The sequence below is a fragment of the Klebsiella planticola genome, from assembly GCF_000783935.2.
Classification (GTDB): domain Bacteria; phylum Pseudomonadota; class Gammaproteobacteria; order Enterobacterales; family Enterobacteriaceae; genus Klebsiella; species Klebsiella planticola.
On sequence record NZ_CP026047.1, the window covers coordinates 1,095,622 to 1,117,119 of the forward strand.

The 21,498-nt window shown below is 55.3% G+C and carries 21 protein-coding genes and 1 other RNA gene; 15 read left to right on the forward strand and 7 right to left on the reverse strand.

The window, feature by feature from the left end; translation table 11 throughout:
* Window positions 1-6: 6 nt before the first annotated feature.
* The 3 genes from MC50_RS05225 (at window position 7) to MC50_RS05235 (ending at window position 1,959) form a co-directional block, all read left to right on the forward strand.
* A complete protein-coding gene (locus MC50_RS05225; RefSeq protein WP_004867955.1) occupies window positions 7-399 on the forward strand; it encodes a DoxX family protein in 393 nt (130 codons plus the stop codon).
* A 77-nt stretch (window positions 400-476) separates the two neighbouring features.
* Window positions 477-1,463: a glutathione S-transferase family protein gene (locus MC50_RS05230; RefSeq protein WP_032690621.1), complete on the forward strand. Its 987-nt coding sequence runs from the start codon at window positions 477-479 to the stop codon at window positions 1,461-1,463.
* 127 nt (window positions 1,464-1,590) lie between these two features.
* Complete coding sequence (locus tag MC50_RS05235) at window positions 1,591-1,959, forward strand: DUF805 domain-containing protein (protein WP_032690620.1); 369 nt, start codon at window positions 1,591-1,593, stop codon at window positions 1,957-1,959.
* A 38-nt stretch (window positions 1,960-1,997) separates the two neighbouring features.
* On the opposite strand, the gene MC50_RS05240 is transcribed toward MC50_RS05235, so the two are convergent.
* Window positions 1,998-2,894, reverse strand: a complete 897-nt coding sequence (locus MC50_RS05240) for a LysR family transcriptional regulator (protein WP_004867964.1) — start codon at window positions 2,892-2,894, stop codon at window positions 1,998-2,000.
* 104 nt (window positions 2,895-2,998) lie between these two features.
* On the opposite strand from MC50_RS05240, the gene MC50_RS05245 reads away from it, so the two are divergent.
* Window positions 2,999-3,700 carry a pirin family protein gene (locus tag MC50_RS05245; protein WP_046853423.1) on the forward strand — a complete coding sequence of 234 codons (702 nt, stop codon included), beginning with the start codon at window positions 2,999-3,001 and terminating at the stop codon, window positions 3,698-3,700.
* Between the two features lie 57 nt (window positions 3,701-3,757).
* Window positions 3,758-3,892 carry a hypothetical protein gene (locus MC50_RS28655; RefSeq protein WP_370594274.1) on the forward strand — a complete coding sequence of 45 codons (135 nt, stop codon included), beginning with the start codon at window positions 3,758-3,760 and terminating at the stop codon, window positions 3,890-3,892.
* A gap of 825 nt (window positions 3,893-4,717) precedes the next feature.
* Here the strand turns inward: MC50_RS28655 and rnpB are convergent.
* From rnpB to garL, 4 genes are all read right to left on the reverse strand, one after another.
* An RNA gene (gene rnpB, locus MC50_RS05250) (RNase P RNA component class A) lies at window positions 4,718-5,094 on the reverse strand.
* 32 nt (window positions 5,095-5,126) lie between these two features.
* Window positions 5,127-6,272 (reverse strand): glycerate 2-kinase, encoded by a 1,146-nt coding sequence (garK, locus tag MC50_RS05255; protein ID WP_032697460.1) that lies wholly within the window; start codon window positions 6,270-6,272, stop codon window positions 5,127-5,129.
* A gap of 63 nt (window positions 6,273-6,335) precedes the next feature.
* Entirely contained in the window at window positions 6,336-7,226 is an 891-nt protein-coding gene (gene garR, locus MC50_RS05260; RefSeq protein WP_032690616.1) for a 2-hydroxy-3-oxopropionate reductase, read from the reverse strand.
* Between the two features lie 28 nt (window positions 7,227-7,254).
* A complete protein-coding gene (gene garL / locus MC50_RS05265; RefSeq protein WP_032690615.1) occupies window positions 7,255-8,025 on the reverse strand; it encodes a 2-dehydro-3-deoxyglucarate aldolase in 771 nt (256 codons plus the stop codon).
* A 511-nt stretch (window positions 8,026-8,536) separates the two neighbouring features.
* Here garL and garD point away from each other — a divergent pair.
* Window positions 8,537-10,108 (forward strand): galactarate dehydratase, encoded by a 1,572-nt coding sequence (gene garD, locus MC50_RS05270; RefSeq protein WP_032690614.1) that lies wholly within the window; start codon window positions 8,537-8,539, stop codon window positions 10,106-10,108.
* Window positions 10,109-10,173: 65 nt separating this feature from the next.
* Here the strand turns inward: garD and MC50_RS05275 are convergent, their stop codons facing one another.
* Window positions 10,174-10,995, reverse strand: a complete 822-nt coding sequence (locus tag MC50_RS05275; RefSeq protein ID WP_032697456.1) for a DeoR family transcriptional regulator — start codon at window positions 10,993-10,995, stop codon at window positions 10,174-10,176.
* A gap of 238 nt (window positions 10,996-11,233) precedes the next feature.
* Between MC50_RS05275 and kbaZ the strand changes: the two genes are divergently transcribed.
* The 9 genes from kbaZ (at window position 11,234) to MC50_RS05325 (ending at window position 20,599) form a co-directional block, all read left to right on the forward strand.
* Window positions 11,234-12,541 carry a tagatose-bisphosphate aldolase subunit KbaZ gene (gene kbaZ, locus MC50_RS05285; protein WP_072024986.1) on the forward strand — a complete coding sequence of 436 codons (1,308 nt, stop codon included), beginning with the start codon at window positions 11,234-11,236 and terminating at the stop codon, window positions 12,539-12,541.
* Window positions 12,542-12,560: 19 nt separating this feature from the next.
* Window positions 12,561-13,034 carry a PTS N-acetylgalactosamine transporter subunit IIB gene (gene agaV, locus MC50_RS05290; RefSeq protein ID WP_032697453.1) on the forward strand — a complete coding sequence of 158 codons (474 nt, stop codon included), beginning with the start codon at window positions 12,561-12,563 and terminating at the stop codon, window positions 13,032-13,034.
* Between the two features lie 10 nt (window positions 13,035-13,044).
* Complete coding sequence (agaW, locus tag MC50_RS05295) at window positions 13,045-13,824, forward strand: PTS N-acetylgalactosamine transporter subunit IIC (protein WP_032697452.1); 780 nt, start codon at window positions 13,045-13,047, stop codon at window positions 13,822-13,824.
* A complete protein-coding gene (gene agaE / locus MC50_RS05300) occupies window positions 13,814-14,692 on the forward strand; it encodes a PTS N-acetylgalactosamine transporter subunit IID (RefSeq protein WP_015585675.1) in 879 nt (292 codons plus the stop codon). The genes agaW and agaE overlap by 11 nt, the downstream gene beginning before the upstream one ends.
* A gap of 17 nt (window positions 14,693-14,709) precedes the next feature.
* Window positions 14,710-15,144, forward strand: a complete 435-nt coding sequence (gene agaF / locus MC50_RS05305) for a PTS galactosamine/N-acetylgalactosamine transporter subunit IIA (protein ID WP_032697451.1) — start codon at window positions 14,710-14,712, stop codon at window positions 15,142-15,144.
* Window positions 15,141-16,274 (forward strand): N-acetylglucosamine-6-phosphate deacetylase, encoded by a 1,134-nt coding sequence (gene nagA, locus MC50_RS05310; protein WP_032697450.1) that lies wholly within the window; start codon window positions 15,141-15,143, stop codon window positions 16,272-16,274. Before agaF ends, nagA begins: the two co-directional genes overlap by 4 nt.
* Window positions 16,275-16,573: 299 nt before the next feature.
* Entirely contained in the window at window positions 16,574-17,731 is a 1,158-nt protein-coding gene (locus tag MC50_RS05315) for an SIS domain-containing protein (RefSeq protein WP_032697449.1), read from the forward strand.
* Between the two features lie 12 nt (window positions 17,732-17,743).
* Window positions 17,744-18,616: a tagatose-bisphosphate aldolase subunit KbaY gene (gene kbaY, locus MC50_RS05320; RefSeq protein ID WP_047663522.1), complete on the forward strand. Its 873-nt coding sequence runs from the start codon at window positions 17,744-17,746 to the stop codon at window positions 18,614-18,616.
* A gap of 93 nt (window positions 18,617-18,709) precedes the next feature.
* Window positions 18,710-20,599, forward strand: coding sequence for an alpha-galactosidase (locus MC50_RS05325; RefSeq protein ID WP_032697447.1), 1,890 nt, complete (start codon window positions 18,710-18,712; stop codon window positions 20,597-20,599).
* A gap of 32 nt (window positions 20,600-20,631) precedes the next feature.
* Here MC50_RS05325 and rsmI read toward each other — a convergent pair whose 3' ends face one another.
* Window positions 20,632-21,492 carry a 16S rRNA (cytidine(1402)-2'-O)-methyltransferase gene (rsmI, locus tag MC50_RS05330; protein WP_032698740.1) on the reverse strand — a complete coding sequence of 287 codons (861 nt, stop codon included), beginning with the start codon at window positions 21,490-21,492 and terminating at the stop codon, window positions 20,632-20,634.
* Window positions 21,493-21,498: the final 6 nt, after the last annotated feature.

Consider the following 21,498-nt stretch of genomic DNA (forward strand, 5'->3'; position numbering starts at 1 on the left):
TAAGAAATGAAAAAATTAGAAGATGTTGGTGTACTGGTAGCACGCATTCTGATGCCAATCCTGTTTATCACTGCAGGTTGGGGAAAAATCACCGGTTATGCGGGTACTCAACAATATATGGAAGCCATGGGCGTACCGGGCGCATTACTGCCGTTAACCATTCTGCTGGAGTTCGGCGGCGGTCTGGCGATTCTGTTCGGTTTCCTGACACGTACCACCGCGCTGTTCACCGCAGGCTTCACCCTGCTGACCGCGTTCCTGTTCCACAGCAACTTTGCTGAAGGCGTGAACTCGCTGATGTTCATGAAAAACCTGACCATCGCAGGCGGTTTCCTGCTGCTGGCCATCACCGGTCCGGGCGCATTCAGCATCGACCGCGTGCTGAATAAAAAGTGGTAAGCACACTATACTGAGTGAACAACAAAGCGAGGAGACATCTCCTCGCTTTTGCTATCTGAAGTCTGAAGGAGGAAAAAATGGGACAATTAATCGACGGCGTCTGGCACGATACCTGGTATGACACCAAATCCACCGGAGGGCGTTTCAAGCGTTCTGTTTCTGCCTTCCGCAACTGGCTGACCGCCGATGGCGCACCGGGCCCCTCTGGCGACGGCGGCTTTGCTGCAGAAAAAGATCGCTATCATCTGTACGTATCCCTCGCCTGCCCGTGGGCGCACCGCACGTTAATCCTGCGCAAGCTCAAAGGTCTGGATCCTTTTCTTTCCGTCTCGGTGGTTCACCCTCTGATGCTGGAAAACGGCTGGACTTTCGACGACGATTTTCCCGCTGCGACCGGCGATACGCTGTATCAACATGAATTCCTCTATCAGCTCTACCTGCACGCCGATCCGCACTACACCGGGCGCGTCACGGTGCCGGTTCTGTGGGATAAAAAGCAGCATACGATCGTCAGTAATGAGTCGGCTGAAATCATCCGCATGTTCAATACCGCCTTTGACGGCCTCGGCGCTACCGCCGGCGATTACTACCCACCTGCGCTGCGCGAAAATATCGATGCGCTTAACGGTTGGATCTACGACAACGTCAATAACGGCGTCTATAAAGCCGGGTTCGCCACCAGCCAGCAGGCCTATGATGAGGCGGTCGATGCGGTGTTCACCTCGCTGGAGCGCCTGGAGCAAATTCTGAGCCAGCATCGCTATCTGACGGGCAGCCAGCTGACCGAGGCCGATATTCGTCTGTGGACTACCCTCGTGCGTTTCGACCCGGTCTACGTAACCCACTTTAAGTGCGACAAACGCCGTATCAGCGATTACCCCAATCTGTATGGTTTCCTGCGCGATATCTACCAGATACCGGGTATTGCGGAGACGGTGAATTTTGCCCACATCCGCAACCACTACTATCGCAGCCATAAAACGATTAACCCAACCGGGATTATTTCCGTCGGACCTCATCAGGATCTCAGCGAGCCGCACGGCCGGGACCTTCTGTTCCGCTAACCTGCCGGGCGCCATTCCCGGCGCCCGATATTTTCAGATCCGGCATATTTACCCGTCTGCTATTCGCGTCTATTCTTATTACGATCGCTTTAAAAACAAGTGATTGACCGTTAATCGAGGCGTAAAAATGGACTGGTATTTAAAGGTACTGAGAAACTATATTGGATTTGGCGGCCGCGCACGCCGTAAAGAGTACTGGATGTTTATTCTGGTCAACATCATCCTGACCGGCGTATTGAGCATCATCGATAAAATGCTGGGATGGCAGCGCGCAGGAGGTGAAGGCATCCTGACGACGATTTATGGCGTGTTGGTCTTTTTACCGTGGTGGGCGGTGCAGTTTCGCCGTTTACACGATACGGATCGCTCGGCGTGGTGGCTGTTGCTGATGCTGATTCCGGTGATTGGCTGGCTGATCATTCTGCTCTTCAATTGCCAGAACGGCACGCCTGGAAACAACCGTTTCGGGCCGGATCCCAAACCCCTGTCATCGTGAATGATGCGCTCCTCCTGCGGAAGGAGCGCATAGCGGATTTACTTCCCGGCAAACAGCTTAGGGATCTCGCGCAGACACCATGATTTCGCTTCGCCCATACTGTCGCGGCGCCACGCCATAATGATGTCGATTTCATTGGTATATTCCGGGCTGACAACCCGTAAGCGCCCTTCGGCAATGTCTTTCTCGACCAGCGGATAGGGCATCGTCGCCACCCCCAGTCCCGCCAGCAGAGCCTGACGTTTATCCTCAATGGTACTGACCGTTAAGCGCGGCTGTTTGTCGAGCAGTTGCACCGTCAGAACCGGACGCTCACGGGCGGTATCTGCCACCGCCACGCCGCGATATTTTACCCGCGTCACCTCGGAAAGCGGCTCCGGCTCCTGGTGAATAGGGTGATCCGGCGCAGCGACATAGACGTTCAGCACCGAATAGAGTTTGCGGGAGTTGATCTCCGATGAGGAACGAAAATGCATATCAGGGGCGACAACGATATCCGCACGTCCCTGTTCCAGCCGTTCCCACGCGCCGGCCAGCACTTCGGTAAGCACCGACAGCTGGGTATTCGATTTGGTCGCCAGCTTCTCAATCAGCGGAAAGAAGTCCTGGGTCGGTACCAGGGCTTCGGTCACGATGGTCAGATGCGTTTCCCAGCCGCGCGAAAGCGCTTCGGCATCGGTGGTGAGCTTATCGGCCGCTTCCAGCAGCACGCGCCCGCGTTCCAGCAGCATCCGCCCAACGTTGGTGAATTTTGTCCGATGACCTGAGCGGTCAAACAGCACCACATCCAGCTCCTCTTCCAGCTTTTGCATGGTGTAGCTGAGGGCTGAGGGCACCCGTCCGAGTTCGTCGGCCGCAGCAGCAAAGCTCCCACGCCTGTCGATAGCGTCCATTACGCGTAACGCTTCCAGCGTTAATGCTCTCTCTTTGGCCATAGCACTCTCATTCAGGAAATTTGAATATACCGGGCAGAATATCTGGCTAACAATACAGCGTCCATACCTTTACCATTGATTTAGTGTAAAGAGAGGTCAAGAAAATGATTACTACCCGAACAGCCAAACAATGCGGACAAGCAGATTTCGGCTGGCTGCAGGCCCGCTACACCTTTTCCTTTGGACACTACTTTGACCCTAAACTGTTAGGCTACGCCTCTTTGCGCGTGCTCAACCAGGAAGTTCTGGCACCCGGCGCGTCGTTTCAACCGCGTACCTACCCGAAAGTCGATATCCTGAACCTGATTCTGGAAGGGGAAGCGGAATATCGTGACAGTGACGGCAACCATGTGCAGGCAAAGGCCGGTGAAGCGCTGCTGATATCCACTCAACCAGGGGTGAGTTATAGCGAGCACAATTTGAGTAAAGAGGGTTCGCTGACGCGGATGCAGCTGTGGCTGGATGCCTGCCCGCAGCGGGAAAATCCGCTGCTGCAGAAGATGGCTATCGCGGATAGCGGGCAACAGCTGCTCGCTTCGCCTGACGGCGCGCACAACAGTTTACAGCTGCGTCAGCAGGTCTGGATCCACCATCTCGATCTCGCCAAAGGCGAGCAGGTTGATGTCCAGCTGCACGGGCCGCGCGCTTACCTGCAATCGATTCATGGAACGGTGCATGCCGTTGCCCATGAAGAAGAAAAACAGGCCCTGACCTGCGGTGACGGGGCATTTATTCGTGACGAAGCTAACATTACCCTCGTTGCCGACACGCCTTTGCGCGCTTTACTGATAGATTTACCGGTGTAATAACGGGAGTTATGGAGTCTGTCAGTGAGTAAGCATAAGAAGAAAGCAAAGAAAACCGTGTCGTCGCCCGAGCCGCTGTTAACGGAGCCAACGCAGGCCGTAAGTTTTGGCTATGAAGAGATGCTAAGCGAACTGGAAGCAATTGTTTCAGAAGCCGAAATTCGGATTCAGGACGAAGAAAACGCCGCCTGAATGGCCACCGTCAGAAACAGCAAAACGCCCATGCAGATTGCGCTATATGGGCGTTTTTGCATGAGTTAAAGCTGACCGCTAAGCCGCGTTCTTTTCATCGAGTACGGAGTGGACAGTCATTCATCTGTCCTTTCCTCCCGGAACCGGAAAGTAAAAACCCCCGCCATTTCTGGCGAGGGTTCTCTGAAGAAGTTGAAGCTGGCCGATAAGCCGCTTTCTTTTCATCGAGTACGGAGTGGACAGTCATTCATCTGCTCTTTCCTCCCGGAACCGGAAAGTAAAAACCCCCGCCATTTCTGGCGAGGGTTCTCTGAATGAGTTGAAGCTGGCCAATAAGCCGCTTTTTTTTCATCGAGTACGGCGTGGAGAGTCATTCATCTGCTCTTTCCTCCCGGAACCGGAAAGTAAAAACCCCTGCCATTTCTGACGAGGATTCTCTGAATGAGTTGAAGCTGGCCGATAAGCCGCGTTCTTTTCATCGAGTACGGAGTGGACAGTCATTCATCTGCTCTTTCCTCCCGGAACCGGAAAGTAAAAACCCCCGCCATTTCTGGCGAGGGTTCTCTGAAAAAGTTGAAGCTGGCCAATAAGCCGCTTTCTTTTCATCGAGTACGGAGTGGACAGTCATTCATCTGCTCTTTCCTCCCGGAACCGGAAAGTAAAAACCCCCGCCATTTCTGGCGAGGGTTCTCTGAATGAGTTGAAGCTGGCCAATAAGCCGCTTTCTTTTCATCGAGTACGGAGTGGACAGTCATTCATCTGCTCTTTCCTCCCGGAACCGGAAAGTAAAAACCCCCGCCATTTCTGGCGAGGGTTCTCTGAAGAAGTTGAAGCTGACCGATAAGCCGGGTTCTGTCGTGGACAGTCATTCATCTAGGCCAGCAATCGCTCACTGGCTCAAGCAGCCTACCCGGGTTCAGTACGGGCCGTACCTTGTGAACCCCTATTTGGCCTTGCTCCGGGTGGAGTTTACCGTGCCGCGAACTGTTACCAGTCGCGCGGTGCGCTCTTACCGCACCCTTTCACCCTTACCTGATCCCGCTTGCGCGGGCCATCGGCGGTTTGCTCTCTGTTGCACTGGTCGTGGGTTTCCCCCCCAGGCGTTACCTGGCACCCTGCCCTATGGAGCCCGGACTTTCCTCCCCTCCGCCCGTCTCCCCCGAGGAGGACGACGGCGAAGCGGCGACTGTCTGGTCAGCTTCGGCGCGAAGTATAAAAGGTTTACCGCCGGTTGTCATCCTTCCATCACAATCCCGACCTGCAAAGTCGCAGCAACATTCCGTGAAGCGCGATAAATATTGTCCGAAGCGCCGCGGAAGGCCTCCTCCAGGCTCGTGATAGTGGTCAGCACGCTGAACACCGCATCGATACCATACTGATGCACCACGCCGACATCGCGGGTCAGGCTGCCAGCAATACCAATCACCGGCTTATGGTACTTTTTCGCCACGCTGGCAACGCCGACCGGGACCTTACCGCTAATGCTTTGACTGTCGAGCCTTCCTTCACCGGTCACCACCAGAGAACAGTCAAGAATATGCTCTTCCAGATTCAGCGCCTGGGTCACAATCTCGATACCGCTACGTAGTTCCGCATTCAGAAATGCCATCAGCGCCGCCCCCATGCCACCTGCGGCACCGGCTCCGGCGACCTCTTTGACATCGACACGCAGAGTTCGCTTAATCACATCCGCATAGTGCTCAAGATTACGATCCAGCTCGAGAATCATCGCTTCCGTCGCCCCTTTTTGCGGGCCGAAAATCCACGAAGCGCCCGTCTCGCCAGTCAGTGGATTAGAGACATCGCAGGCCACGCGAATTGAACACTCCTGCAACCGAACATCCAATGCAGACAGGTCGATCGAGTTCAGGCAAGCAAGGCTGCCGCCGCCGTCACCAATATCAGCGCCGTTCGCATCATGAAGCCGCGCGCCCAGCGCCTGCACCATCCCCGCGCCACCGTCGTTGGTCGCACTGCCACCAATGCCAATAATGATATTTCTCGCCCCATGCTCCAGCGCCTGCAAAATCAGCTCACCGGTACCACGCGAGGTCGTCAACAGCGGATTGCGCTGCGCGGGAGGCACCAGCCCCAGCCCGCTGGCCGCCGCCATTTCAATAAACGCGGTTTGACCATCCCCGGAAAGCCCCCAGCAGGCATCAACCGGCACGCCCAGCGGCCCCGTCACACAAGCGCTCATTTTGGTTCCCTGCGTCGCGGCGATCATCGCCTCAACGGTACCTTCTCCGCCATCGGCGAGGGGGACCTTTACATAGAGCGCATCGGGGAAAATCTCCCGAAAACCTTTTTCTATAGCCTGTGCAACCTCAGTAGCTGAGAGGCTTTCTTTATAAGAGTCTGGGGCGATTACGATTTTCATAGTTATTAGCCTGACAGTGCCGCGCAAGGCAAGAATGACAGGGCGCCATCCGCGCCCTTCTTGTTAGCGAGTGACTTCCACTTTCGCCAGTTTTTCGTAGTAACACGCAAGCGCGCTGTGGTCGGCGGTACCCAGGCCGTCAGCGCGCAGCGCCTGCATCATCTCCATCACCGCCGCGGTCAGCGGCAGCTGCGCCCCCACGCCGTGGGACGTATCCAGCGCATTCGCCAGATCTTTGATATGCAAATCGATACGGAAGCCCGGTTTAAAGTTGCGATCCATCACCATGGGCGCTTTGGCATCCAGCACGGTGCTGCCGGCCAGACCGCCGCGGATTGCCTGATACACCAGATCGGGGTTCACGCCTGCTTTGGTGGCCAGAGTCAATGCTTCAGACATCGCCGCGATATTCAGCGCCACGATCACCTGGTTGGCCAGCTTGGTCACGTTGCCCGCGCCGATATCGCCGGTATGCACGACAGAGCCCGCCATCGCTTTCAGCAGGTCATAATATTGTTCAAAAATCGCTTTATCACCACCAACCATGACGGACAGAGTCCCGTCAATGGCCTTCGGCTCGCCGCCGCTTACCGGCGCATCCAGCATATTTACGCCTTTCGCCTTTAACGCATCGCTGATTTCACGGCTCGCCAGCGGTGCAATAGAGCTCATATCAATCAGCACGGTGCCCGGTTTCGCCCCTTCAATAATGCCGCCTTCGCCCAGCGCCACCTCTTTCACATGCGGAGAGTTCGGCAGCATGGTGATGATCACCTCGCACTGCTCAGCTATCGCTTTCGCTGAAGCGGCGGTTTCAGCGCCTGCGGCAATCACTTCTGCGATGGCTTCCGGATTACGATCGGCAACCACCAGCGAGTAACCCGCTTTGAGGAGGTTTTTACTCATGGGTTTACCCATGATGCCAAGGCCAATAAAACCAACTTTCATTGTCATGTCTTTATCTCTCTTGTTGCGGTGGCGGTTATTTCTTAAAGGAATCAGCCAGTTTCTGCGTGGCGGAGCGGAATACGCCCAGATCGCTGCCGACGGCGACAAAGGTTGCGCCCCATTCCAGATAGCGACGCGCATCCGCTTCTACCGGCGCCAGAATACCGCTCGGCTTGCCATGCTTTTTCGCGCTTGCAAAAATGTGCTGGATAGCCTGCTGGACCTGCGGGTGAGAGGCGTTGCCCAGATGTCCCAGCGCGGCGGCCAGATCGCTTGGGCCGACAAAAATACCGTCAACGCCCGCAGTCGCAGCGATCGCATCAACGTTATCCACCCCCTGCTGGCTTTCAATTTGTACCAGGATGGTGATGTTTTGGTTCGACTGCGCGAAGTAATCCGGCACCGTGCCAAACATATTGGCGCGGTGCGACACGGAAACGCCGCGAATGCCTTCTGGCGGGTAGCGGGTGGCGGCGACGGCGTTAATCGCTTCTTCTTCGCTTTCCACGAACGGGATCAAAAAGTTATAGAAACCAATATCCAGCAGGCGCTTAATGATCACCGGTTCGTTGGTCGGTACGCGCACAACCGGCGCGCTGGCGCTGCCTTTCAGCGCCATCAGCTGGGGGATAAAGGTGGAGATATCGTTCGGCGCATGTTCGCCGTCCAGCACCAGCCAGTCGAAACCGGCCAGGCCTAACACCTCTGTCGTGATAGGGCTGGCCAGGGCGGACCAGCAGCCAATTTGAATCTGATGCGCCGCCAGGGCCGCCTTAAATTTATTCGGGAAGATATCGTTATTCATCACTTATACCTTGTCACTTAACCGTTAATTATTTCTGCAGTTCCACATATTGAATGTTGCCGATGATAAACGGATAGTAAATCATTGCCATCAGGCCAAACATCCGATGAAGATTAGCGCTGCGTTAAATGAGAGCATTGCACTTCATTTATTTATTTTTGGTGTCTCTCTTAATTATTTATAAACCGAGATCAGAAGCACTCGATTTACTCATCCGGTGCATAGCAAGCATGACTCAGTATAATCAGCTGACGGCCAGAGAACACCGTGCAAAAAACCCATAAAATGGAATGAATAATCATTAAAATTGTGCATCCGCCATAATCAGTGGGCGCTGATGCACAGTTCCAGCGTTTTCCCTTTGCCGCAATTTTGCTCCCGCAACAATGAGTGACAGGGATCACACATCTAAATCAAAACAGCTGACATTCTTTGCCGAGGAAATTCGTTCATCAGAAACTGAATAGCCGTTTTATTTTATTATTCGCACCTTGCTGGAGAATACTGGACAATGGCCGACATTGAAATCAGGCAGGAATCGCCGACGGCGTTTTATATAAAAGTACACGAAACGGATAATGTAGCGATTATTGTTAACGATCGCGGTTTAAAAGCCGGAACGCGTTTCCCTGACGGACTGACGCTCATCGAACATATCCCGCAAGGTCACAAAGTAGCATTGGTTGATATCCCCATACATGGTGAAATCATCCGCTATGGCGAAGTCATTGGCTACGCGGTGCGCGACATTCCGCAGGGCAGCTGGATTGACGAATCGCTGGTCGAACTGCCGAAAGCGCCGCCGCTGAACACGCTACCGCTGGCAAACAAAGTTCCGGAGCCTCTGCCTGCGCTGACCGGCTACACCTTTGAAGGGTATCGCAACGCCGATGGCAGCGTCGGCACCAGAAACCTGCTCGGTATCACTACCAGCGTGCACTGCGTCGCGGGCGTCGTCGATTATGTGGTGAAAATTATTGAACGAGACCTGCTGCCGAAATACCCGAATGTCGACGGCGTGGTCGGTCTCAACCACCTGTATGGCTGCGGCGTGGCGATCAACGCCCCGGCCGCCGTGATCCCTATCCGCACGATCCATAACCTCGCGCTAAATCCCAATTTCGGCGGTGAAGTCATGGTGGTTGGGCTCGGCTGTGAAAAGCTCCAGCCGGAGCGCCTGCTCCAGGGCACCGAAGATGTCCAGCCCATTGCCGTCGACAGCGCCAGTATCATCCGCCTGCAGGATGAACAGCATGTCGGGTTCCAGTCAATGGTTGACGATATTTTGCAGGTCGCAGAACGGCATCTGGCAAAACTGAATGCCCGCCAGCGTGAAACCTGTCCGGCTTCTGAACTGGTGGTGGGCATGCAGTGCGGCGGCAGCGATGCCTTTTCCGGCGTGACCGCCAACCCGGCGGTGGGCTACGCTTCCGACCTGTTGGTCCGCTGCGGCGCGACCGTCATGTTCTCTGAGGTCACTGAGGTTCGCGATGCTATCCATCTGCTGACGCCGCGGGCGATCAACGAGGAAGTGGGCAAGCGTCTGCTCGAAGAGATGGCCTGGTACGATAACTACCTCGATTCAGGTCAGACCGATCGCAGCGCCAATCCCTCCCCCGGGAATAAGAAGGGCGGCCTGGCGAACGTGGTGGAAAAGGCGCTGGGTTCGATCGCCAAATCCGGCAAGAGCGCGATTGCCGAGGTCCTCTCACCGGGCCAGCGCCCAACCAAACGCGGCCTGATCTTCGCGGCTACCCCGGCCAGCGACTTCGTCTGCGGCACTCAGCAGGTTGCTTCAGGGATCACGGTTCAGGTGTTTACAACCGGGCGCGGCACGCCGTATGGTCTGGTCGCCGTGCCGGTCATCAAGATGGCAACCCGCACCGAGCTGGCAAACCGCTGGTATGATTTAATGGATATCAACGCCGGAACTATCGCCACCGGTGAAGAGACGATTGAAGAGGTTGGCCAGAAGCTGTTCGGGTTTATTCTTGATGTCGCCAGCGGCCGTAAGAAAACCTTCTCCGATCGGTGGGGCCTGTATAATCAGCTGGCGGTGTTTAACCCGGCGCCGGTGACCTGATTGCCGGTCAGGCGGCGCGACGCCAGCCGCCTGACCGCAGCCCCTCTCCCCCACAGGAAGGGGGTCTATGCCACGTTCTGGCGCTTCACCAGTCGCACATCAATCCCGCTCTTACGCAGCCCTTCCAGACTTTCCGTCGGAATGCCTTCATCGACGATGATCATATCAATTCGTTGCGTATCGATAATCTTATGCAGGCTCGAACGGTTAAATTTGGTGGAATCGGTGACGACGATAATGCGTTCCGCCACTTCACACATCCGCCGGTTCAGGCGTGCCTCATCTTCATTATGGGTGCTCACGCCGCGATCGAGGTCGATGGCGTCGACGCCGAGAAAAAGCATATCGAAGTGGTAATTCAGCAAAGACTGTTCGGCCTGATCGCCATAAAACGACTGCGACTGGCGGCGCAGATGTCCACCGGTCATTAACAGCTCCACCCCTTCGGCATCCAGCAGCGCATTCGCCACATTCATCCCGTTGGTCATCGCAATAATATCCGTATGCTGATGTAGCATACGGGCGATTTCATAGGTGGTAGTCCCGGAGTCGAGAATAATACGATGCCCCGGTTGAATCAGTTCTACCGCTGCCCGCGCGATGCTGCGCTTCACTGCGGTATTGAGCGAACTTTTATCTTCCACCGACGGTTCGGCAGCCGGCATTGTTCCATCGCAGATCAGCGCGCCACCGTAGGCGCGAACCGCAATCCCCTGCTTTTCAAGGAAGGCCAGATCGTTGCGAATCGTCACCGTCGAGACACCGTATAAAAGAGAAAGATCGTTTACCTGCACGCTTCCCTGCTGCCGTAAGCGCTGGATAATCTGCTCACGCCTTTCACTGGTGCCGCTGATGCGCTTATCTGCAGAAGAGTCGGTACCGCTCATAAGTATTCCTTTCATCAAATCTTTCGTTTCATTTCGTTTGGTCTATTAACACCTTTCTTTTAACGGAATGCAAGCCCCATAACGCCAGAGAGCAGCGCAATGTCCACCGCTGAAACCTTTCATTATGTTTCTTTTGTGAAACAGATCGGAAAACTATTATCTTTCGTTTTATTTTTACATCACCATGATGCAGTATTAAATGAAACAAAACGAAAGATTAATCTCATTACCATCCGAAATGGAGAGGAAAGTGAAACATCTGACAAAAATGGTGGCGCAGCATAAACAAGGTGGAGGCAACGGTATTTATGCCGTCTGTTCCGCCCATCCCCTGGTACTTGAGGCCGCCATTCATTACGCCCGGGCGCAGCAGACCCCGTTACTGATTGAAGCCACATCCAATCAGGTGGATCAGTTCGGCGGTTATACCGGCATGACACCGGCCGATTTCCGCGGTTTTGTCCACCAGCTTGCCGACTCGCTCGATTTTCCCCAATCACAGCTGATCCTCGGCGGCGATCACCTTGGGCCCAACCGCTGGCAAACCCTGCCCGCGGCCCAGGCGATGGCGAATGCCGATGATTTAATAAAAAGCTACGTCGCCGCCGGTTTTAAAAAGATCCACCTCGATTGCAGTATGTCCTGCGAAGGTGACCCGGTGCCGTTAACCGATGACATCGTCGCTGAACGCGCCGCGCGGCTGGCTCAGGTGGCGGAAGAGACCTGCCGTGAACGTTTCGGCAAACCTGACCTGGTCTACGTCATCGGCACCGAAGTCCCCGTCCCGGGCGGGGCTCATGAAACCCTGACCGAGCTACAGGTCACGACGCCTGATGCGGCGCGTGCGACGCTGGAAGCACATCGGCAGGCCTTTGAGCAACGCGGGCTGACCCACATCTGGCCACGCATCATCGGGTTAGTAGTACAGCCCGGCGTCGAATTCGACCACACGCATATTATCGACTATCAACCGCAGCGAGCGGAAGCGCTTAGCGCCATGGTTGAAGACTATGACGCGCTGGTCTTCGAAGCCCACTCGACCGATTACCAGACGCCGCAGGCGCTGCGGCGTCTGGTTAAAGATCACTTTGCCATTTTGAAGGTTGGCCCGGCGCTCACCTTCGCCCTGCGTGAAGCGCTGTTCTCACTGGCGGCAATAGAGGAAGAGTTGCTGCCTGCGAAGGCCTGCTCCGGGCTGCGTCAGGTGCTGGAAAACGTGATGCTCGACCGCCCGGAATACTGGCAAAACCACTATCACGGCGATGGTCATGCGCGACGTCTGGCCCGAGGCTACAGCTATTCAGACCGCGTGCGCTACTACTGGCCGGATCGGCAAATCGATGAGGCGTTTGCACGCCTGGTACGTAATCTCGCGGACTGGCCGCTCCCGCTGCCGCTCCTCAGTCAGTATATGCCGCTGCAGTACCTCAAAGTTCGCGAGGGCGATCTCAAGGCGGAACCGCGAGAGCTCATCCTCGATCACATTCAGGACATACTGCAGCAGTACCACGCCGCCTGTGTGGGCGTTACGTCCCATAACGCATAACAACGAAGAGGAAAACGCGATGCCAAACATTGTCTTAAGCCGTATTGATGAACGTTTGATCCACGGCCAGGTGGGTGTCCAGTGGGTCGGATTTGCGGGAGCAAACCTGGTACTGGTGGCCAATGATGAGGTTGCTGAAGACCCGGTACAGCAAAACCTGATGGAAATGGTCCTGGCAGAAGGGATCGCCGTACGCTTCTGGTCACTGCAAAAGGTCATCGACAATATCCACCGCGCCGCCGATCGACAAAAGATTCTGCTGGTCTGCAAAACACCAGCCGATTTCCTACGCCTTGTCGAAGGCGGAGTTCCCGTCACACGTATCAACGTAGGAAATATGCACTACGCCAATGGCAAACAACACATTGCCAAAACGGTTTCTGTAGACGCTGGCGATATTGCGGCGTTTAACGGTCTGAAGGCCGCCGGGGTGGAATGCTTTGTTCAGGGCGTTCCGACAGAACCCGCTTTGGATCTCTTTAAACTACTCTGAGGGATTCATAATGGAAATCAGTCTGTTGCAGGCATCTGCGTTGGGCATTCTGGCCTTTATTGCGGGCCTGGATATGTTCAATGGTTTAACACATATGCACCGTCCGGTGGTGCTCGGCCCGCTGGTTGGCCTGATTCTGGGCGATCTGCATACCGGCATTTTAACCGGCGGTACGCTGGAACTGGTCTGGATGGGGCTGGCCCCGCTGGCCGGTGCTCAGCCGCCAAACGTGATTATCGGTACCATCGTCGGCACCACCTTTGCCATTACCACCGGCGTGAAACCTGACGTTGCCGTCGGTGTCGCCGTGCCCTTCGCCGTCGCAGTACAAATGGGGATCACCTTCCTGTTCTCGGTGATGTCAGGGGTGATGTCTCGCTGCGACCGGATGGCCGCGAATGCTGATACCCGCGGTATTGAACGGGTTAACTATCTGGCGCTGCTGGCTCTGGGGATTTTCTATTTTCTCTGCGCTTTCCTGCCGATCTATTTCGGCGCGGAACATGCGAAAACGGCCATTGATGTCCTGCCTGCGCGCCTGATCGACGGTCTCGGCGTGGCTGGCGGCATTATGCCTGCTATCGGCTTCGCTGTTCTGCTGAAAATCATGATGAAAAACGTCTATATCCCCTATTTTATCATCGGTTTTGTCGCCGCTGCCTGGCTGAAGCTGCCGGTGCTGGCCATTGCCGCCGCGGCGCTGGCAATGGCACTCATAGACCTGCTGCGTAAATCTCCTGAACCGACTGCATCTGCGGCACAGAAAGAGGAATTCGAAGATGGCATCTAATCAAACCACTCTGCCAGGCGTCTCCGCTCCTGAAGAGACGTTGCTTTCCGGCGTGAATGAAAACGTCTACGAAGACCAGAGTCTCGGTGCGGAGCTGACGAAAAAAGACATTAACCGTGTCGCCTGGCGGTCCATGCTTTTACAGGCCTCGTTCAACTATGAACGTATGCAGGCTTCAGGCTGGCTGTACGGTCTGCTGCCCGCGTTGAAAAAGATCCATACCAATCAACGCGACCTGGCACGCGCCATGAAAGGGCATATGGGATTCTTCAACACCCACCCTTTCCTGGTGACTTTTGTTATCGGCATCATTCTCGCCATGGAACGTTCCAAGCAGGATGTAAACAGCATTCAGAGCACCAAAATTGCCGTGGGTGCCCCGCTCGGCGGGATTGGCGATGCCATGTTCTGGCTGACGCTACTGCCCATCTGCGGCGGGATTGGGGCCAGCCTCGCGTTACAAGGATCTATCCTCGGCGCGGTGGTGTTTATTGTGCTGTTTAACGTGGTACATCTCGGATTGCGTTTTGGTCTTGCACACTACGCGTACCGTATGGGCGTAGCGGCTATCCCGTTGATTAAAGCCAATACCAAAAAAGTCGGACACGCGGCGTCTATTGTTGGCATGACGGTAATTGGCGCGCTGGTGGCCACCTATGTCCGCCTCAGCACCACGCTGGAGATCACCGCGGGTGATGCAGTCGTGAAGCTGCAAACCGATGTCATCGATAAGCTGATGCCAGCGTTTCTTCCACTGGTTTATACCCTGACCATGTTCTGGCTGGTGCGCCGCGGCTGGAGCCCGTTGCGCCTCATCGCGCTCACCGTTGTGCTGGGCGTTGTGGGTAAATTCTGTCACTTCCTGTAAAGGCAAAGAGGTATTCGATGTTAGGCATTATTTTGACGGGGCATGGCGGCTTTGCCAGCGGTATGGCAATGGCGATGAAGCAAATTCTGGGTGAACAATCGCAGTTTATTGCCATCGACTTTCCAGAAACCTCAACCACGGCCCTGCTGACTGCGCAGCTTGAGCAGGCCGTCAACGCACTGGATGCTCAGGACGATATCGTTTTTCTGACCGACCTCCTGGGGGGGACCCCCTTTCGCGTAGCCTCGACGCTGGCAATGCAAAAACCCGGGCGCGAGGTGATTACCGGCACTAATTTGCAGCTGCTGCTTGAAATGGTGCTGGAACGCGAAGGGCTGAACAGCGAGGCGTTTCGCCTGCAGGCGCTGGAATGCGGGCATCGCGGGTTAACCAGTCTGGTCGATGAACTGGCGCGCTGTCGCGAAGAGAAACCTGTTGAGGAAGGAATATGACGCAAATTCTGCGTGCCAGACGCTTGCTAACCGAGCAGGGCTGGCTTGCCGATCATCAGCTTCGTATGGAAGCTGGCGTTATCACCGCCATCGAGCCCGTTCCCATTGGCGTCACCGCTCGCGATGCCGATCTGCTTTGCCCGGCCTACATCGATACGCATGTCCACGGCGGCGCGGGTATTGATGTGATGGACGAGGCACCGGAAGCACTCGACAGGCTGGCGATGTATAAAATTCGTGAAGGAGTGGGAGCCTGGCTCCCCACTACCGTCACCGCGCCGTTGCAGACCATCCAGCGTGCGCTGGAACGTATAGCCCGGCGTACGCTTTCCGGCGGCCCCGGCGCCCTGGTATTGGGGAGCTATCTTGAAGGCCCCTATTTCACGCCAGAGAATAAAGGTGCTCATCCGCCTGAGTTGTTCCGCGAACTGGATATCGCCGAGCTGGATACGCTGATTGCTCGCTCCCGGCAAACGCTGCGGGTCGTGGCCCTGGCGCCGGAAAAACCGGATGCCATACGGGCTATTCGCCATCTTAAACAGCAGGGTATCCGCGTCATGCTCGGCCATAGCGCTGCTACCTATGCACAGACCCGAGCGGCATTTACCGCAGGCGCTGATGGGCTGGTGCATTGCTACAACGGCATGAGCGGATTACATCATCGGGAGCCTGGCATGGTCGGCGCCGGATTAACCACCCGGCAGGCATGGCTGGAACTTATCGCCGATGGCCATCATGTTCATCCTGCCGCCATGCAGCTGTGTTGCAGCTGCGCCAGAGAGAGGCTGGTCCTGATCACCGATGCGATGCAGGCAGCCGGCATGCCGGATGGCCACTATTCGTTGTGCGGCGAAGAGGTAGAAATGCGCAAGGGCATCGTACGCACCGCTTCCGGCGGCCTCGCGGGCAGCACACTCTCTCTTGATGCCGCCGTCCGCAACATGGTTGAACAAGCGGGGGCCACGCCGGAGCAGGCAATTCATATGGCATCGCTCCACCCTGCTCGTCTGTTGGGTATCGACGATCGGCTGGGATCGCTGCGTACGGGAAAATACGCGAACGTTATTGCACTGGACGACCGCCTGCATCTGCAAAAGATCTGGATTCAGGGACAGGCGCTCCCCCTTTAAATCTTTCGTTATGTATCACATTGGCCTTTGGCGTTGTACCGAAAGGCCTTTTCTTTCCTTTCTGAAATAACGGCAATCTGATAATAAAAACAGATAATCTATTGTTTATCAGTCACATAAAAACATCAAAACTTCAAAGATCACAGTTTTCGTTTTATTTCTAACTTCCTCCATTGAACTTTCGATTTCTTTCCTATAGATTTTATCTAACTGATTACATGAATAAGTGAAACGAAACGAAAGATAGCGACATTTTTGCCAGCGTCTGATGTGGAATTCACACGACTAAGGACTAAGTTATGCCTGAAACCTATACCGCCGCCTTTGCCTCGACCGGCACCTGGACTGAAGCAGAGATTCGTCAACAGCCCTCCTGCTGGCTTCGCTCACTCAACAACATCGACAATCATCGTGCAACGATCGACAGCTTCCTCGCCCCGCTGCTGCGCAAAAACGATCTGCGGATCGTCCTGACTGGCGCAGGCACCTCCGCCTTTATCGGCGAGATCATCGCGCCCTGGCTGTCGCGCCATAGCGGAAAAAATATCAGCGCTATCCCGACGACTGACCTGGTCACCAACCCCATGGACTATTTTAACGCCGCACATCCGCTGCTGCTGGTCTCCTTTGCCCGCTCCGGCAATAGCCCGGAGAGCGTCGCCGCCGTTGAGCTGGCCAATCAGTTCGTAGCGGAATGCTACCACCTGTCGATTACCTGTAATGAAGCCGGCAGCCTGTACCAAAATGCGGTGAGCAGCGATAACGCCTTTGCGCTATTGATGCCGGCAGAAACACATGATCGCGGCTTCGCAATGACCAGCAGTATCACCACCATGATGGCAAGCTGCCTTGCGGTATTCGCGCCGCAGACGATCAACAGCAATACCTTCCGTGACGTAGCGGATCGTTGCCAAAAGATTCTCACGTCGCTGGGTGATTTTAGCGACGGGGTGTTTGGTTATGAGCCGTGGAAACGAATCGTCTATCTTGGCAGCGGTGGATTACAGGGCGCGGCTCGTGAATCGGCCCTCAAGGTCCTGGAGCTGACCGCCGGCAAGCTGGCGGCGTTTTATGACTCTCCAGCCGGCTTCCGCCACGGGCCTAAATCGCTGGTGGATAATGAAACGCTGGTTGTGGTGATGGTGTCCAGCCATCCCTATACCCGCCAGTACGATCTCGATCTACTGGCCGAACTGCGTCGCGACAACCAGGCCATGCGCGTGGTGGCAATAGCGGCCGAAAACGACGCCGCCGTCGAAGCCGGCCCACACATCCTGTTACCGCCGTCTTCCCGCACCTTTAGCGATGTCGAGCAGGCGTTCTGCTTCCTGATGTATGCCCAGACGTTTGCGCTCGCACAATCTATCCGCGTTGGTAATACCCCGGATACCCCTTCCGCCAGCGGCACGGTTAACCGCGTGGTGCAAGGTGTTGTCATTCACCCCTGGAATGCTTGAGAGGAACGCATCATGAGTATCATTTCGACGAAATATCTCCTGCTGGATGCCCATGCAAAAGGCTATGCGGTCCCGGCATTCAACATTCATAACGCCGAGACGATCCAGGCGATCCTCGAAGTCTGCAGCGAAATGCGATCGCCGGTGATCCTTGCAGGAACGCCGGGCACGTTTAAGCACATCGCGCTGGAGGAGATCTATGCGCTATGCAGCGCTTACTCCACCACCTACGACATGCCGCTGGCGCTGCATCTCGATCATCATGAATCGCTGGAAGATATTACCCGTAAAGTGAATGCCGGCGTTCGTAGCGCCATGATCGATGGTAGCCATTTCCCGTTTGCTGAGAATGTCCGGCTGGTGAAATCGGTCGTGGATTTTTGCCATGCCCGTGATTGCAGCGTCGAAGCAGAACTCGGACGCCTGGGCGGCGTGGAAGATGATATGAGCGTTGATGCTGAAAGCGCTTTTCTGACCGATCCGCAGGAGGCAAAGCGTTTTGTTGAATTGACCGGAGTCGACAGTCTCGCGGTGGCAATCGGCACCGCCCACGGGCTCTATAGCAAAACGCCAAAAATTGACTTCCAGCGTCTGGCGGAAATCCGTGAGGTCGTGGACGTTCCCCTGGTGCTGCACGGCGCAAGCGACGTACCTGACGATTACGTTCGCCGCACCATCGAACTGGGGGTATGTAAAGTCAACGTCGCCACCGAGCTAAAAATCGCCTTTGCCGCGGCGGTCAAAAAATGGTTCGCCGACAACCCGCAGGGTAACGATCCTCGCTACTACATGCGCGTCGGTATGGATGCCATGAAAGAGGTGGTCAGACACAAAATCACCGTCTGCGGCTCAGCCAGCCGTCTGCTGCTCCCCGCTGAAGCCTGATAGCTTTCTCAGGCGGCCCTGCCCCCCAGCGTTATTCACGACAGGATAACGCTGACGACCGCTGATAAAACGAAAATAAAGGACCTCTGCCCCATGAAAAAAGCGCTCAATGTTTCGTTGCTCGCCCTGTTTATGTCACCGGGCGCCTTCGCGGCGAACTATGCACTGAATAACGACAATATGGCTTTCTCATTCGATGATGCCAGCTCGGCTGTTGTCGTTAAAGATACGCATTCCGGCCATCAGTTGTCGCCTCAGGAACCATTCTTTCTGACGCTACCAGATGAGACCGTCATCCATACGGCTGATTTTAAAATCAGCCGCGTTGAGAAAAAAGAGAATACGCTGGTAGTGACGTACATCCATCCCGATTTCAACGTGACCATGACGCTGAATTTGCTGAAAGACAAGTACGCCAGTATCAATTACACCATTGCCGCGGTTGGCAAAGCGCGGAATGTCGCGAAAATCACCTTCTTCCCGACCAAAAAACAGGCACAGGCGCCTTACGTGGATGGCGCTATTAACAGTTCACCGATTATTGCCGATACGTTTTTCATGTTGCCGAATAAACCTGTCGTCAATACTTATGCCTATGAAGGCACCACCAACCTTAACGTTGAACTTAAAACGCCCGTTCAGCCAGAAACGCCGGTGAGCTACACCACCTGGTTTGGCACCGTGGCAGAAACCAGCCAGCTGCGCCGCAGCGTCAACCAGTTTATCGATGCCGTTCGCCCACGGCCTTATAAACCCTACCTCCACTACAATAGCTGGATGGACATCGGCTTCTTTACCACCTACACCGAGCAGGACGTGCTGGGACGTATGGATGAATGGAATAAAGCGTTTATTACCGGCCGCGGCGTACCTCTCGATGCCTTCCTGCTGGATGATGGCTGGGACGATCGTACCGGAAGATGGCTATTTGGCCCGGCATTCAGTCAGGGTTTCGGTAAGGTCAGGGAGAAAGCGGACAGCCTGCATAGTTCCGTCGGTTTATGGCTCTCACCGTGGGGCGGCTACAATAAACCGCGCGATATTCGCGTCTCTCATGCCAAAGAGTATGGTTTTGAAACGGTCGACGGTAAATTTGCGCTCTCCGGGCCTCGTTATTTCAAGAACTTCAATGAACAGATCGCCAGTCTGATTAAGAACGAACACATCACCTCCTTCAAACTGGACGGCATGGGCAACGCCAACTCGCATATTAAGGGTAGCCCGTTTGCTTCCGATTTTGATGCCTCCATCGCCCTGCTACACAACATGCGTAGCGCAAACCCGAACCTGTTTATCAACCTGACGACCGGCACCGATGCCAGCCCGTCATGGCTGTTCTATGCCGATTCGATCTGGCGCCAGGGCGATGATATCAATCTGTACGGTCCCGGAACGCCGGTACAGCAGTGGATGACCTATCGCGACGCGGAAACCTGGCGCTCAATCGTGAGAAAGGGACCGTTATTCCCACTTAATTCCTTGATGTACCATGGCATTGTCAGTGCAGAAAATGCCTATTACGGACTGGAAAAAGTACAGACCGACGGCGATTTTGCCGATCAGGTGTGGAGCTATTTCGCGACGGGGACCCAGCTACAAGAGCTGTACATCACGCCGTCCATGTTGAACAAAGCCAAGTGGGACGTTCTGGCAGAGGCCGCTAAATGGTCGCGTGAAAATGCCCACGTGCTGGTGGACACACACTGGGTCGGCGGCGATCCGACGGCGCTTGAGGTATATGGCTGGGCATCCTGGAGCAAAGACAAGGCGATACTGGGACTGCGTAACCCTTCTGATAAACCGCAACGTTACTACCTGAATCTGACAAAGGACTTTGAAATTCCTCAAGGCGAAGCAACCCGGTTCACCCTGACCGCTCGCTACGGCAGTAACCCAACGGTTCCGGAGCATTATCAGGACGCCGTGGTGATTACGCTACAGCCGCTACAAACGCTGGTTTTTGAAGCCACGCCGATCAAATAAGATCAATGGCCCGGTGTTCCCGGGCCTGTCTCTTATCCCTGCTGCTCCAGCGCATATTTATACAGCGCATTTTTCTTCACGCCGTGAATTTCAGCGGCCAGCGCGGCGGCTTTTTTCAGCGGCAGCTCCGCCTGCAGCAGGGCCAGCGTACGCAGCGCGTCTGCGGGCAGGGCCTCTTCCTGCGCTTTAAATCCTTCGACGATCAGTACCATCTCGCCTTTACGCCGGTTCTCATCCTCTTTCACCCACGCCAGCAGCTCGCCAATTGGCGCACCGTGAATGGATTCCCAGGTTTTGGTCAGCTCGCGCGCCAGCACCACATAGCGGGACTCTCCCAGCACCGTGCAGATATCTTCCAGGCTTTCCAGTAAACGGTGGGTTGATTCGTAAAAGATAATCGTACGCGGCTCTTCTTCCAGCGCCTTCAGCGTATCGCGACGCCCTTTTGATTTTGCCGGCAGGAACCCTTCGTAGCAGAAACGATCGGAAGGCAGGCCTGCCGCGCTGAGCGCAGCAATGGCGGCACAGGGGCCCGGAAGCGGCACCACGCGGATATTTGCCTCGCGACAGGCCCGTACCAGGTGATAGCCAGGATCGTTGATCAGCGGAGTCCCGGCGTCAGACACCAGCGCAATGTTCTGCCCGTCTTTTAATTTCGCCAGAAGTGTTTCAGCTTTTTGCTGTTCATTATGGTCGTGCAGCGCAAATAAACGGGCGTTAATCGCAAAATGCTGGAGCAGCAAACCGGTGTGGCGGGTGTCTTCCGCGGCAACTAAATCAACGGCTTGTAACACTTCCAGGGCACGCTGCGTGATATCAGACAGATTTCCGATCGGAGTGGGCACAATATAGAGCTGCCCCTGAGAATTATCTGCTGATTCGTGTTGTTTCATTGTCTC